The sequence below is a fragment of the Photorhabdus aegyptia genome (assembly GCF_000612035.1).
In the GTDB taxonomy this organism is placed as follows: Bacteria; Pseudomonadota; Gammaproteobacteria; order Enterobacterales; family Enterobacteriaceae; genus Photorhabdus; species Photorhabdus akhurstii.
The window spans coordinates 1-14851 of record NZ_JFGV01000096.1; the positions used below are offsets into that span (position 1 = coordinate 1).

The window sequence follows — 14851 nt, forward strand, 5'->3', positions numbered from 1 at the left end:
TATAATCTATAATCTATAATCTATAATCTATAAATTGAAAATCTTCGTTTAATTACACTATAGAAAAAGTTAAATATAACCTTTTCTACAGCGTATTTTATCAGTAGCTTAGAAAAATCACCTCTTATTCGTCAGTTTGGATATTGTCTGGCGATAGGCAAGTTCCAGTTTTTCACGGCTGTCAGCCGTGACTTCCAGATCTTGCAATTGACCATTATGGATACCGTAAACCCAACCGTGGATCATCACTTTCTGGCCTCGTTTCCATGCTGCTTGCATAATCGTTGAGTGACCAAGGTTATATACCTGCTCAACAACGTTAATTTCGCACAGACGGTTCAGGCGTTCATTGGGAGGTAACTCACCTAGCATAGAACTGTGCTTATACCAAAGATCGCGGATATGTAGCAGCCAGTTGTTAATCAATCCCAGTTCGGTGCCATCAATTGCGGCTTCGATACCACCACAACCGTAGTGTCCGCAGATAATGATATGTTCAACTTCCAGTACGTCTACCGCATATTGAATAACTGAAAGACAATTTAAGTCAGTATGAATAACCAGGTTTGCCACGTTTCTGTGAACAAATAAGTCACCGGGGGCGGCATCAATTAGTTTTTCTGCTGGCACCCGGCTGTCTGAGCAGCCAATCCATAAGAATCGAGGTTTTTGTGCTTTTGCTAATTCTTTGAAAAAATTTGGGTTTTCTTCGTTAACCGATTCTGACCACTGCTTGTTATTGGCAAGCAGCTCTTCTATTTTTTTCATCATGATTCATAGCCTGGTAGTGTTTCTTTAAGATAGAATCATATACAACATCAATTGAAATTTTAATATTTTGTTGCTGTTTGTTTTTAATCTTTCTGCTGTTTTTGCAAAGCAAGTCAGGCAGAAAAGGAGCATTATGTTTCCACATTACACGCAAAGGCGACCAGATAATAAAGGTGTTTTGTAATTTATGACTTATGCATTGGAGTTAACGCAGCTTACTAAGACTTACACTGATGGTGTTAAGGCGCTGCGTGGGATAGACCTGAATGTGGAAGTTGGAGACTTCTACGCATTATTGGGTCCGAATGGTGCAGGGAAGTCCACCACAATCGGCATTATTAGCTCTCTGGTAAATAAAAGCAGCGGTAAGGTTAAGGTATTTGGCTATGATATTGATACTGATATTGTGAATGCTAAACGCCAGTTAGGTCTTGTTCCGCAAGAATTTAATTTTAACCCGTTTGAGACGGTGTTGCAGATTGTTCTCAATCAGGCTGGTTACTATGGTGTACCGCGAAAAGTGGCGCAAGCCAGAGCGAAAACTTATCTATCGCAGTTAGATCTGTGGGAAAAACGTAATCAACGAGCGATTCGTTTGTCTGGGGGGATGAAACGACGTCTGATGATTGTACGTGCTTTGATGCATCAGCCTAAGTTATTGATCCTTGATGAACCGACCGCCGGTGTTGATATTGAACTTCGTCGCTCTATGTGGAGTTTTTTGCAACAACTGAATGCTCAGGGAACGACAATTATTCTAACGACTCACTATTTAGAAGAAGCAGAAATGCTGTGCCGTAATATTGGTATTATCCAGCATGGTGAACTCGTGGAAAATACCAGTATGAAAAATTTACTCAGTCGGGTGGAGTCTGAAACATTCTTCTTCGATCTGGCGACGCAAAACCCAACTCTTGAACTGGCAGGATATGATTATCGGTTGCTGGATGCCTCTACTTTGGAAGTGGATGTTCAACGCGGTCAGGGAATAAATAGTGTATTTACCCAATTAAGTGCTCAGGGTATTCATATTCTGAGTATGCGCAATAAAGCGAACCGTCTGGAAGAGTTATTTGTCAGCTTGGTGAATAACAAGCAAGGAGATCGTAAATGATTCAGTTGTACTGGGTGGCGCTAAAAACTATCTGGATTAAAGAAATTACCCGTTTTGGGCGTATTTGGGTACAGACTTTATTACCGCCGGTTATTACCATGTCGCTCTATTTTATTATCTTCGGTAGCTTGATTGGTTCGCGTATTGGAGAAATGGGCGGCGTCGATTATATGCAGTTTATTGTCCCTGGCCTGATTATGATGGCGGTGATTACTAACTCTTATGCCAATGTTTCTTCCTCTTTCTTTGGCGCGAAATTCCAGCGCAGTATTGAGGAATTATTGGTAGCGCCGGTTCCGACACACATAGTTATTGTGGGCTTTGTTGGTGGTGGTGTTGCCCGTGGTGTTTGCGTCGGTATTTTGGTGACATTGGTTTCTCTATTTTTTGTTCCGCTTCATATTCATGCGTGGTGGATGATTGTTGTCACGTTATTGATGACCTCTATTTTGTTCTCACTAGGTGGTTTGCTGAATTCGATTTTTGCTAAGACATTTGATGATATCAGCATTATTCCGACCTTCGTATTAACGCCATTGACCTATCTTGGCGGGGTGTTCTATTCATTGACATTATTACCCCCATTTTGGCAGGCGGTTTCCAAGCTTAACCCGATCGTTTATATGGTTAGTGGTTTTCGTTATGGTTTCCTGGGAATTACTGATGTTTCTTTGATAGTTACATTAAGTGTTTTGACTGCATTTATTATGATTTTTTATCTTACTGCCTGGTATTTAATTGAAACAGGGCGGGGATTAAGGACTTAATTGTAGAAAGGACTTATATTGTAGATTCTTTTGTTATGTAAGTAGTGATGAATGGGTAGGGGAAATGCATTTGCAATGTCTTCACAACTGCAATGTCTTCACAACCTACCCATTATTGAGCGCTTAAATTAATATTTAAGCTACCTGAACTGGCACGGCTTTAGCTATACGGCTCATAATATTATCACCGTCGAAGTAAGCGATATTAGGCTTATGATGACAGGCATCTTCATTAGGGATTTGTACATATGAGCAAATAATCAGCCTATCACCTGCCGCCGCACGGCGTGCGGCCGCGCCATTAACTGAAATTATTCTAGAACCACGTTCAGCGGCGATAGCATAAGTGGAAAAACGCTCGCCGTTATCCACGTTATAGATATCAATAGCTTCATATTCCAGAATACCGGCAGCATCCATAAAATTCTGATCAATTGCACAGGAACCTTCATAATGTAGATCTGCCTGAGTGACTTTCACCCGGTGCAATTTCCCCTGTAGCATCGTGCGCAACATGGTTTCTCTCCTGATTCGATGACAACTTAGAATCTGTTATTTTATTTTCCTGCATCAATAACGCCTGATACAACGGCGATTATTGCATTAAGTCTATCTGTTGATTATCGATTAAACGGGTCTGCCCTAACCAAGCAGCCATCAGAATAACCGCTTTTTTACTTTCGGTATTTAACGGCGCCAATGTTTCGGCGTCACGGATAAACAACTCATCAGGTACAAAACCTGCTTCGCGTAGCTGTTCGGCAGCTTGGGTAAGCATTTGTTCTGTGTGACGTTCACCTTGTGCCATTTTTTCAGCGATAGATCGCATGATCTTGCTGAGTTCTGGGGCGATTCGATGTTCATCGGCTGTTAAATTGTTATTACGTGAACTGAGAGCCAGGCCATTTTTATCGCGCACAGTAGGTACTGAGATTAGCGTAATGTCATAAGCCAGGTCGTCAATCATTTGGTGAATAAGTTGTAATTGCTGAAAATCTTTCTCGCCAAAATAGGTCAAATCGGGTTGTACCAAATTGAACAGTTTGCTCACCACGGTTGACACACCACGGAAATGACCGGGACGACTGGCCCCTTCCAGCATGGTAGAAAGCCCAGGAACTTCAACATAAGTCTGATGTTCCATACCGTTAGGGTATATTTCCTTATCGGCAGGAGCAAATACCAGATCGGCACCGTGTTGATGAAGTTTTTCGCAATCTTCCTGTAAAGTACGGGGATATCTTGCCAGATCATCCTGACGATTAAACTGCATCGGATTGACGAAAATAGAGACAATCACAATATCTGCTTGCCCTTTGGCTGTATCGACTAATGTCATATGGCCATCGTGCAAGTTACCCATTGTTGGCACCAGTGCAATGCGTTTTCCTTCCTGACGCCAGCGGCGGATTTCACGGCGTAGAATCGGTACGGTTTCGACAATCAGCATTGCTTAATACTCCTTAGTATGTTTGCAGCCTTCGGGCTAACAAAGGGTAATTTATTAATAAAATGAGTGTTCTTTACCTGGGTAGGCGCCGCTTTCTACTTGCTCTTTATATAGGCGGATGGCATCAGGTATATTTCCCGCTTCTTCAAGGAAGTTTTTCACAAACTTAGGCGGGCTTACTGTGATGCCTAGCACGTCATGCATCACTAAAATTTGCCCATCAGTCACATTACCGGCGCCAATACCGATTACCGGGATCTGTAATGCATCGGTGATACGTTTAGCCAAATCAACGGGGACGCACTCTAGCACCAGCAGTTGTATGCCCGCTTTTTCTAAGGTAATGGCATCTTTTATCAATTGATTCGCTGATTCTTCATCACGTCCTTGCACTCTATAGCCGCCCAGAATATGAACTGACTGCGGAGTTAGCCCTAAATGAGCGCAAACGGGTACAGAACGCTCGGTAAGCATACTAATGGTATCGTATAACCAGCTACCGCCTTCAAGTTTCACCATGTTAGCGCCAGCACGCATAAGCTTAGCCGCGTTTTCACAACTCTGCTCTGGTGTGGCATAACTCATGAAAGGCATATCGGCAATAATAAAAGTATAAGGTGCTCCGGCACGGACGCAACGAGTGTGATAGACAGTATCTTCAACTGTCACTGGAATGGTGGTATCAGCCCCTTGCACTGTCATACCCAGTGAGTCACCCACCAGCATGACATCGATACCTTGCTCGGCAAACAGGTGGGCAAAGCTGGCGTCATAAGCGGTAATAGTTGCGAATTTACGTTTTTCGTTCTTGAGCTGATTCAGATCAGTCATGGTTATTGGTTTCATTATCTATCTTCCTTCTCCTGCAATTTTTCTTGTTATGTACAGAAATCGGCCACGGACTGAACTGAGATCCTTATATGTAATGATTAGAATCAGAGGACTGCGGTTGCAGCCAGAGCTCCAGGCCGTTTTCTGGAATATGTTTTAGTCTTTCAGATAAAGCTTCCCCGTCAGGAAATATGAGATCAGGGGCAATTTCAGCTAACGGGTAGAGCATAAATTCGCGTTGTTTTAGTCCGTAGTGAGGCAGTGTCAAGCGTTCGGTATTAATCACCAGATCGCCAAATAGCATGATATCCAGATCAAGTGTTCTTGGCCCCCAGCGTTCATCTTTTCTTACCCGCCCCTGAGCCAGTTCAATCGCCTGAGTGTGATTGAGTAGTTCTTCCGGTGTTAGCGTGGTCTCCAGCGCGACGGCTAAATTCAGAAAATCAGGTTGATTCTGCGGCCCCATCGGTTTAGTACGATACAGTGAGGAGCAGGCAATAAATTCTGTTTCCGGTAAATCCCGTAATGCAGCAAGTGCATTTTTTACTTGCTGCATAGGTTCTGCCAGATTGCTGCCAACAGCGATGTAAACACGAGCCATCATTATCAGCCGTTCCTGCTTAGTCTTGGTTTATAGTGACGGCGTGGCCGTGTACGACGACGGACAATCTCACTGCCCAGTTCGGAAATCATATGTCGTTGCTGTGATGCATTGACTTGCTGAAATTCTCCCCACCAATGGGCAAGTTCTTTTAGCTCATTGCGGTTTTCGACATTGGCCCTGAGTTCCAGCAAATCGTAGGCAGCACGGAATTTAGGGTGCTCCATCAACTTATTTGCCCGTTTACCATGACGGCGTGGCAGACGTAACTGTAATTGCCAGATATCACGCATGATGGTTGTCAGGCGCTTAGGAATAGCAATGGAGTGGCATTGCTCATCCAAAATATCATTCATAGCCAATGCGAAAGCGTCGTAGTAAGCCAGACCACCTTCTTGGGACAGCTTTTCCGCATGCTCAACCAGTGGATACCAGAGCATCGCGGCGAACAAAAACGCCGGATTAACCCGTTTATCGTTCTGTAACCGGAAGTCGGTATTCTTCAAAACCTGATTGACCATACGTTCCATTGGCGAGTCGTTATTTTCGGTGAAATAGCGTTGAACCAATGGAAAAAGTGGTTGAAATAGGCGGTACTCGCGCAGAAGTTGATAAGTGCTGTAGCCTTGACCGGTTTGTAAAAGTTTTAGCGATTCTTCAAACAGGCGGGCTGGTGGAATATTACTCAGCAGAAAAGCCAAGCGAGAAATCGGTTCGGCGGTATCTTCGCTGATGGTCATATTTAGTTTGCTGGCGAAGCGGATCGCACGCAGCATTCTTACTGGATCTTCTCGATAGCGAGTTTCAGGATCGCCAATCAAGCGGATAACACCGGTTTCTAGATCATGAAGACCACCGGCATAATCACGCAGAGAGAAATCATTGATGCCGTAATAGAGGCTGTTTATGGTGAAATCGCGGCGCATAGCATCTTCTTCAATTGATCCGAAGATGTTATCCCGCAGTAGCATACCGCTTTGTGCTTGTTGTGACTGATTTTTATCACCGGAACCCGTTTGTTCATGTGGACCACGGAATGTTGCGACTTCAATCACTTCCTGACCAAACATAATATGAGCTAAACGGAAGCGGCGTCCAACCAGACGGCAGTTGCGAAATAGCTTACGTACCTGTTCTGGCGTTGCATTGGTGGCAATATCAAAATCTTTCGGTTTCGTGCCGAGCAATAAATCACGGACGCCACCGCCAACCAGATAGGCTTCAAAGCCGGATTTATTCAGACGGTAAAGAACTTTCAGTGCATTTTCACTGATATCTCTGCGGGAAATACTATGTTGTTCCCGTGGAATTATCGTTATTAATGAGTCAGGATGAGGATTCTCCTGTTCAACCTTCCTTTGCATTTCCACATTGGATGAAGATTGATAAGGGTTTTGGCGATTAGAGTGAAGAGTTACGTACTCTTCCTGAGTAGAACGATTAGATCCGGTGACTGATCCTTCACTGGCTGCCTGTGGTTCGCGGTTAGTTTTCCCTTCGCGGATCAATAAGTTACGGCAGAAATTTGCTACTCGGTTAAAAATGGTACACCTCGATAAGTAACTAATCATATAAAACAAATAAAAACAGCGGCTAATCATAGCCTACTGTGTATTTTTTGAGAATGGTTGTTATGACTAACCGTAACTTTATTCACGTTATCTATGTATTTTACCTTGTCGTGGAATTCGGTCCAGCTCCCAACATTCTGTTGCTTTTTTCAACAATTGATCACGAGAAAGATCTTGCCAGTTTTCTATGAGAGGTTGATTAAGGAAAGATAATGCCTCAATCAGTAATGGCCGGGGATCATCCAATGGGATCGGCTGAGCATGATTCTGTTTGGAAAGTTTATTGCCATCCTTATTCAGAGCGAGTGGTAAATGAATATAGTCAGGTATTTTCAGATTTAACTGCTGATAAAGCGCCATCTGACGGACGGTTGGTGCGATCAAATCAGCCCCTCTTACCACCTCGGTCACCCCTTGGTAATCATCATCAATAACAACCACTAAATTATAGGCAAATAAACCGTCACGACGGTGAATAATAAAATCTTCTTCAGCCATGATCGGATCGGCGTTCAGATATCCTTGCAACTTATCTTCGAAACCGTAAATCGGATGACGCTGTTTGAATCGAATTGCTGCATGATCAACGGGCAAATTTAATTCACGACAGTTTCTATCATAAAAACCATTAGTCTGGTGAATGCGTTGACGGGTACAAGTGCAGTAATAGCTTAAGCCTTGTTGTTGCAATTGATTAAGGATATGACGGTAAGCCTCATGGCGTTGAGATTGATAGAGAATTTCACCATCCCAATGTAAACCGTAATGCTCAAGCGCGTGAAGAATACGGTCGGCAGCACCGGGAACTTCTCTGGGCGGATCAATATCATCGATACGTATCAGCCACTTTCCCTGACAAGCGCGGGCTTGCAAATAGCTGCCAATGGCAGTGATTAATGAACCAAAATGCAGGTCGCCAGAAGGTGATGGGGCGAAACGCCCAATATAAGAGTGGGGACGTTCAGATTTTATCATATGGGATCAGTGGAGTTGTTTATACGGCGTCATGAAGACGCCGTATTCGGAACACCATTAATTAGCCAGCCATCTGTTTTTCACGGATTTCGGCCAGAGTTTTACAATCAATACACAAATCTGCGGTTGGACGGGCTTCCAAACGACGGATGCCGATCTCAATGCCACAGGATTCACAAAAACCGAAATCGTCATCTTCGACTTTTTTCAGGGTTTTCTCGATCTTCTTAATCAATTTACGCTCACGATCGCGGTTACGTAATTCAAGACTGAATTCTTCTTCCTGCGCCGCACGGTCAACTGGATCAGGGAAGTTCGCTGCCTCATCTTGCATATGAGATACAGTACGATCTACTTCATCCCTGAGTTGATTGCGCCATGCTTCAAGAATTAGCTTGAAATGCGCCAACTGGGCATCGTTCATGTATTCTTCACCTGGCTTTTCTTGGTAAGGTTCTACCCCAGCGATGGCGAGAATGCTTAAGGACGAGGTTTTACGTTTTTGCCCTTCTTGCATAATACTTCTCCTACACACGCACTATCAAACAAACCCCTAGCGGGGAAAAAAACAGGCCGCTATAAATAGCAGATGGAGCATGGGTTGGCAATTGTTCCTGCCATTAGTTTCACAATGGTGTGGAAGCAAATGTATTGCATGCCTTTACACCTTGTACAACTTGGCTGCAAATAATTAGGTATACCCGTTATCTTTCAAGTCGCCTCTTTGTTGGCTGCACTCGCTCACCCCGGTCACATAGTTATCTATGCTCCCGGGGATTCGCTCCCTTGCCGTCGCGATGCATCTTGAAATCCATAGGGTATAAATCGATAAATTAATCATTTTAGTACAAAAGTTAACTTATCGCCTAAAATCATCCCTTTTCCTGTCATGTTGGCCTGGTAACAGATAACTTCGACCCCAGAATTTCGCGCTTGTTCCAAAAGAGATGAATAATTATGATCAATATGTGCCGCCGCCGCGACCTGCCTGATGCCGGAATGCAAAACCGCAAAGAACAAAACCGCTCTTTGCCCTTGTTCTGCTATGTGCTGCAATTCCCGTAGGTGTTTTTGCCCGCGGGTCGTAACAGCATCAGGGAAATAGCCACAATTTTCCTGGAGAAGCGTCACTGATTTCACTTCAATATAGCAATTAACTTGTTGTTCTGCCTGTAATAACAGATCTATCCGACTGTTCTCTTCGCCATATTTCACTTCGCGACTGATTTTTTTATATTCAGAAAATTCTGGAATAGCATTTTTTGCAATGGCTTCAGCGACTAAATCATTTGCTCTGAGCGTATTGACGCAAATCCAGTGACCATCCTGCGTTTCTGTTAATTCCCAACTGTTGGGGTATTTACGCTTGGGATTATCAGAGGTGGAGTACCAAACCGTATCTCCCGGTGTCGCGCAGCCGGTCATTGCGCCCGTATTGGCACAATGGATGGTCAGTGTTTCGCCTTCCGGTGTGATGACATCAGCCAGGAAGCGTTTATAACGACGAATTAGCGTGGCAGATTGTAAGGGTGGATGGAATTCCATAAAAACTCCTTGATGACTGATGGCATAAGATTGAAGCGGGCAATGCTACAATGCCGACGGTTGAAAGTTAACTTTCTTTGTATGGGGTGTTTGTGTCTTTATTGCCTGTATATGAGGTCGTCGAGCCTGTCCTGAGTGCGTTGAAAAGTTCACAACAGGTCCTGCTTCATGCTCCGGCGGGTGCCGGGAAATCGACAGTTTTGCCATTGGAGATTCTGAAAAAAGCCGATTTTTCTGGACGTATCATAATGTTGGAACCACGGCGGATTGCCGCTCGCAGTGTTGCTAATCGCCTTGCAGCTCAACTGAATGAAAATATTGGGCAGACGGTGGGTTACCGGATGCGTTCAGAAACGAAAGTGAGTACAACCGCTCGCCTTGAAGTGGTAACGGAAGGCATTCTAACCCGTATGTTGCAGCAAGATCCCATGCTGACAGGGGTTTCTCTGGTGATTCTGGATGAATTTCATGAGCGCAGTTTGCAGGCCGATTTGGCGCTGGCGTTGTTGCTGGATGTACAGGCAGGTCTGCGGGATGATCTGCGAATTTTGATCATGTCAGCTACCTTGGATAATCAGCGGCTCTGTTCTTTATTACCTGATGCGCCAGTGGTGACTTCTCAAGGGAGAAGCTTTCCTGTCACCAGACATTATTGTCATTTGCCTGCTCATCAACCTTTTGAACAGAGTGTAGCTACCGTTGTATTGCGGTTACTCCAACAGGAGCAAGGTTCTATGCTGTTGTTCTTGCCGGGTAGCGGAGAAATTCAACGGGTATTTGGGTTTCTTAGCGGGAAAGTTGCTGAGGACACCGATTTGTGCCCGTTATACGGTGCGTTGTCATTGGCTGAGCAACAAAAAGCGATCGAACCTTCACCATGTGGACGCCGTAAAGTTGTTTTGGCGACTAACATTGCGGAAACCAGCTTAACGATTGAAGGTATCCGGTTGGTGGTTGATAGCGGCCTTGAACGCACAACGTGTTTTGAACCTAAAAATGGGCTGACTCGCCTGATCACTCAACGCATCAGTCAAGCTTCTATGACACAACGAGCGGGTCGAGCAGGCCGATTGGAAGCCGGAATTTGTTGGCACCTATTCAGTCAAGAACAGGCAGAAAGAGCGGCAGAACATAGTGAACCTGAAATTCTGAATGCTGATCTCAGTAGCTTATGGCTCTCCTTATTGCAGTGGGGGTGCCATGATATCTCCCAATTGCACTGGTTGGATATTCCCCCTGCGGCAGCTCTGGCGGTGGCTAAATCGCTGTTATTACAGTTAGGTGCAGTTAACAACAATGGTCAGTTAACGTCCAGAGGCAGAAAAATGGCGGAATCCGGTAGTGATCCGCGCTTGGCTGCGATGTTATGTGCAGGATTGGAACAAGGGGCCGACATGTTGGCAACTGCCGCTATGTTGAGCGCGATTCTGGAGGAACCGCCCCGTGGTGGTCAGCCGGATATCACGTACTGGGTTGAGCAGCGACAAGCTCATTGGTTACGGCGGGCAAAGCAGTTAGCTAGAAATATGGGCGATCATTTTGGTGAGCCAGACAGCGGACTTGCCGCACCGCTATTAGCCCAAGGTTTTCCTGACAGAATAGCCAAAAATCGGGATAAGGGAGGGCGTTTTCAACTGGCGAATGGTCTGGGAACGATAATCGATGATGAAGAAAAGTTATCTGGCGAATCGTGGCTGGTGGTTCCTTCATTATTACAAAACAGCAGGAATCCTGATGCGCGTATTTTGCTGGCTTGTCCTTTGGATATTGAACCACTGATACAGCAACAACCGAATTTATTCAGCGAGCAGAGTGTTGTTGAATGGGATGATAACAAAGGGACGTTACAGGCTTGGAAGCGGTTGCAATGTGGCAGCTTGACAGTAAAAGCCCAACGATTGACAAAGCCTTCAGATGAGCAATTACAACAGGCTCTGCTAAACTGGTTACGCAGTGAGGGATTACATGAACTGAACTGGTCACTTGCGGCAATTCAGTTGTGCATCCGTATCCAATGTGCGGCTAAATGGTTGCCCGAAATGCAGTGGCCGGCAGTAGATAATGATGCATTAATGGCTTCTCTTGATGATTGGTTGATGCCGTTCCTTACTGGCGTGCGTGATTTGAAAGGGCTGAAACAGATTGATTTGTTGCCGGTGTTGGAAAACTTGCTGGATTGGCAACAACAACAGTGTCTGGATAATGAACTGCCTATTTATTACACTGTTCCTACCGGCAGTCGGATAGCAATTCGTTATTTCAGTGATAAACCACCGGTATTATCTGTTCGGATGCAGGAAATGTATGGCGAGCAGCAAAGCCCCTCTCTGGCAAAAGGGCGGGTAACACTGGTGCTTGAACTATTATCGCCAGCCCAAAGGCCATTGCAGATCACGCAGGATCTGGCTGCTTTTTGGCAAGGCTCCTATCGTGAAGTACAAAAAGAGATGAAAGGGCGTTACCCAAAACATTTATGGCCGGATGATCCGGCAAATACGGTACCGACTCGGCGGACAAAAAAATATTCGTAATAGAATTTAGCAATTTTTTGCAGGCGAATAAATTCATTAAAAAATATGAAAACCCAATAAGAGAATCTGAGCGGTTTTGGAGAATTTTGGAATGTCTGGTGAAGATCGTCAACCAATTGGACGTAAAGGCAAAAAAGGGGTATCTCGCCATAAACGGCCATTAAAAAGGCGATATAGGTTGGATGATGATATTGGCTATGAAGATGATGACTACGATGATGAAGAGGATCAACCCATGACAACGAAAGGAATGTATTCTCGCCCACCTAAGAAAAAGTGGCGTTGGTTCTGGTTGTTATTCAAGATATTTATTATTTTTGCCGTAATACTGGCGGCTTATGGTGTCTATCTGGATGCCAAAATCCGCGATCGCATTGATGGAAAAGTCTGGGAGTTACCGGCGGCAGTCTATGGTCGCATGGTCAATCTTGAACCGGGCATGAACTACAGTAAGAAAGAGATGGTACATCTGCTGGAAGGGATGCAGTATCGCCAGGTAACAAAAATTACCCGTCCCGGAGAGTTTTCTGTCAGAGGTGAAACCATTGAAATGTTGCGCCGTCCGTTTGATTTCCCTGATAGCAAAGAGGGGCAGATCCACGCTCTGCTGACTTTCAGCGATAACCGCTTGGCGGGGATCGAAAATCTGGAAAACCAGCGTCAGTTTGGTTTCTTCCGTCTTGATCCGAAGCTGATTACCATGTTGCAGTCCCCCAATGGGGAGCAGCGGTTATTTGTGCCACGTTCTGGTTTCCCGGAGTTATTGGTTAACACTTTGCTGGCGACGGAAGATCGCCATTTCTATCAACATGATGGCATCCGTATTCTTTCCATTGGGCGTGCAGCACTGGCTAACTTGACTGCCGGGCGTACGGTTCAGGGGGGAAGTACCCTGACGCAGCAATTGGTGAGAAACCTGTTCCTGACCAATGAACGTACTTTGGTGCGCAAAGCCAATGAAGCCTATATGGCGGTGCTGATGGATTATCGTTACAGCAAAGATCGGATTCTCGAACTGTATCTGAACGAAGTTTATTTAGGCCGAAGTGGTGATGGGGAGATCCGAGGATTTCCGCTGGCGAGCCTCTACTATTTTGGTCGTCCAGTGGATGAATTGAGTTTAGATCAACAGGCGTTGCTGGTCGGTATGGTGAAAGGGGCCTCACTCTATAATCCGTGGCGTAATCCTAAACTCGTTCTCCAGCGTCGTAATGTGGTGCTCAAGCTGTTACAAAACCAGCAAATTATTGATGAAGATCTTTATAAGTTATTGAGTGCTCGTCCACTGGGGGTAAAACCGAAAGGTGGTGTTATTACCCCACAACCGGCGTTTATGCAGCTAGTTCGTAAAGAATTGCAGGACCGACTGGGGGATCGAGTAAATGATCTGTCCGGCGTAAAAATCTTCACTACTTTGGACCCGGTATCTCAGGATGCGGCTGAAAACGCGGTAGAAGAGGGAATTGCCAACCTGAGAAAAACCCGCAAAATTGCTGACCTTGAAGGGGCAATGGTGGTTGTCGATCGTATCAGTGGTGAAATCAGAGCGATGGTTGGTGGTTCTCAACCTCAGTATGCTGGATTTAACCGAGCGATGATGGCGCGTCGTTCAATTGGCTCGCTGGCGAAACCTTCGACTTATTTGGCGGCATTGAGCGAGCCGGATCAATATCGGTTGAATACCTGGCTGGCGGATGAACCTCTTGCGGTAAAACAGCCGAACAGCAAGGTTTGGGAACCGAGAAATTATGACCGTCGTTTCCGTGGGCGAGTCATGTTGATAGATGGGCTGGCAAATTCATTGAATATTCCTACGGTGAACCTTGGATTAGCGGTTGGTCTTGATCATGTCAGCAACACATTGATTCGGCTTGGCGTACCGGAGGAAGTGATTCAACAGGTTCCGGCCATGTTACTGGGTTCTCTTAGCTTGACGCCGTTAGAAGTAGCGCAGGAATACCAGACAATGGCGAGTGGCGGCAACCGTGCGACGCTTTCCGCGTTACGTTCTGTCATCGCGGAGGATGGTACCGTGATATATCAGAGTTACCCACAGGCTGAACGGGCTGTACCGGCTCAGGCGGCTTATCTGACGCTATATGGTATGCAGCAGGTGGTGGCGAATGGAACTTCTCGTTCTCTGAACGCTAAGTTTGGTCGTTATAATCTGGCGGGTAAAACGGGTACCACCAATGATCTGCGTGATAGCTGGTTTGCCGGAATCGATGGTAAAGAGGTGGTGATAGCATGGGTTGGCCGCGATAACAACGACCCGACCAATCTGACCGGTGCTACAGGGGCGTTGAATGTGTATCGCCGTTATCTGGAAAATCAGACGCCGCTGATGTTGAATAATATTCCACCGGAAGGCATTGTCGATATGGCGGTTAATCAGGATGGCAGCTTTAGCTGTAGTGGCAGTGGTTGGCGAACATTACCGGTTTGGACTTATGATCCACAGAGTTTGTGCCAGCAAACAGCGGTATCAGCACCGGTTCAACAGCAAGAAGAAGCACCGGGCTGGTTGCGAGAGATGTTTGGTCAATAATAAATACTTGATGATATAAATGACAAAGCGCTGATCTTTATGGTCAGCGTTTTTATTTTCTGAGTTTAACGGCTTTCCAAACATACCGAACCATTATCTTTTCGACTTTATACCCGTTATCTTTCAAGTTGCCTCTTTGTTGGCTGC

13 protein-coding genes are annotated in these 14851 nt (G+C 45.3%); 4 read left to right on the forward strand and 9 right to left on the reverse strand.

Going from position 1 to position 14851, the window contains the following annotated elements:
* Positions 1 to 117 precede the first annotated feature (117 nt).
* On the reverse strand, positions 118 to 771 hold the full coding sequence (gene can, locus BA1DRAFT_RS20325; protein ID WP_036783120.1) for a carbonate dehydratase: 654 nt from the start codon (positions 769 to 771) through the stop codon (positions 118 to 120).
* A 187-nt stretch (positions 772 to 958) separates the two neighbouring features.
* On the opposite strand from can, the gene BA1DRAFT_RS20330 reads away from it, so the two are divergent.
* The gene (locus BA1DRAFT_RS20330) at positions 959 to 1885 is read left to right on the forward strand and encodes an ABC transporter ATP-binding protein (protein ID WP_036783123.1); all 927 of its coding nucleotides are present in this window, start codon (positions 959 to 961) and stop codon (positions 1883 to 1885) included.
* On the forward strand, positions 1882 to 2652 hold the full coding sequence (locus tag BA1DRAFT_RS20335) for an ABC transporter permease (RefSeq protein WP_036783126.1): 771 nt from the start codon (positions 1882 to 1884) through the stop codon (positions 2650 to 2652). Before BA1DRAFT_RS20330 ends, BA1DRAFT_RS20335 begins: the two co-directional genes overlap by 4 nt.
* A 135-nt stretch (positions 2653 to 2787) precedes the next feature.
* Here BA1DRAFT_RS20335 and panD read toward each other — a convergent pair whose 3' ends face one another.
* From panD to sfsA, 8 genes are all read right to left on the reverse strand, one after another.
* Positions 2788 to 3168 carry an aspartate 1-decarboxylase gene (gene panD / locus BA1DRAFT_RS20340; protein ID WP_036783129.1) on the reverse strand — a complete coding sequence of 127 codons (381 nt, stop codon included), beginning with the start codon at positions 3166 to 3168 and terminating at the stop codon, positions 2788 to 2790.
* A 79-nt stretch (positions 3169 to 3247) separates the two neighbouring features.
* A complete protein-coding gene (panC, locus tag BA1DRAFT_RS20345) occupies positions 3248 to 4102 on the reverse strand; it encodes a pantoate--beta-alanine ligase (protein ID WP_036783133.1) in 855 nt (284 codons plus the stop codon).
* 54 nt (positions 4103 to 4156) lie between these two features.
* On the reverse strand, positions 4157 to 4948 hold the full coding sequence (gene panB / locus BA1DRAFT_RS20350; RefSeq protein WP_036783135.1) for a 3-methyl-2-oxobutanoate hydroxymethyltransferase: 792 nt from the start codon (positions 4946 to 4948) through the stop codon (positions 4157 to 4159).
* A 70-nt stretch (positions 4949 to 5018) separates the two neighbouring features.
* Positions 5019 to 5534, reverse strand: coding sequence for a 2-amino-4-hydroxy-6-hydroxymethyldihydropteridine diphosphokinase (folK, locus tag BA1DRAFT_RS20355; RefSeq protein WP_036783152.1), 516 nt, complete (start codon positions 5532 to 5534; stop codon positions 5019 to 5021).
* Between the two features lie 5 nt (positions 5535 to 5539).
* Positions 5540 to 6898, reverse strand: a complete 1359-nt coding sequence (pcnB, locus tag BA1DRAFT_RS20360) for a polynucleotide adenylyltransferase PcnB (protein WP_110087219.1) — start codon at positions 6896 to 6898, stop codon at positions 5540 to 5542.
* Between the two features lie 294 nt (positions 6899 to 7192).
* A complete protein-coding gene (gene gluQRS, locus BA1DRAFT_RS20365) occupies positions 7193 to 8080 on the reverse strand; it encodes a tRNA glutamyl-Q(34) synthetase GluQRS (protein WP_036783141.1) in 888 nt (295 codons plus the stop codon).
* A gap of 61 nt (positions 8081 to 8141) precedes the next feature.
* Positions 8142 to 8597, reverse strand: coding sequence for an RNA polymerase-binding protein DksA (gene dksA, locus BA1DRAFT_RS20370; RefSeq protein ID WP_011145244.1), 456 nt, complete (start codon positions 8595 to 8597; stop codon positions 8142 to 8144).
* A 320-nt stretch (positions 8598 to 8917) separates the two neighbouring features.
* Positions 8918 to 9625, reverse strand: a complete 708-nt coding sequence (gene sfsA / locus BA1DRAFT_RS20375) for a DNA/RNA nuclease SfsA (protein WP_036783144.1) — start codon at positions 9623 to 9625, stop codon at positions 8918 to 8920.
* Between the two features lie 92 nt (positions 9626 to 9717).
* On the opposite strand from sfsA, the gene hrpB reads away from it, so the two are divergent.
* Together hrpB and mrcB are read left to right on the forward strand one after the other, a co-directional pair.
* A complete protein-coding gene (gene hrpB / locus BA1DRAFT_RS20380) occupies positions 9718 to 12156 on the forward strand; it encodes an ATP-dependent helicase HrpB (RefSeq protein ID WP_036783146.1) in 2439 nt (812 codons plus the stop codon).
* A 91-nt stretch (positions 12157 to 12247) separates the two neighbouring features.
* Positions 12248 to 14704, forward strand: a complete 2457-nt coding sequence (gene mrcB / locus BA1DRAFT_RS20385) for a bifunctional glycosyl transferase/transpeptidase (protein ID WP_036783149.1) — start codon at positions 12248 to 12250, stop codon at positions 14702 to 14704.
* Positions 14705 to 14851: the final 147 nt, after the last annotated feature.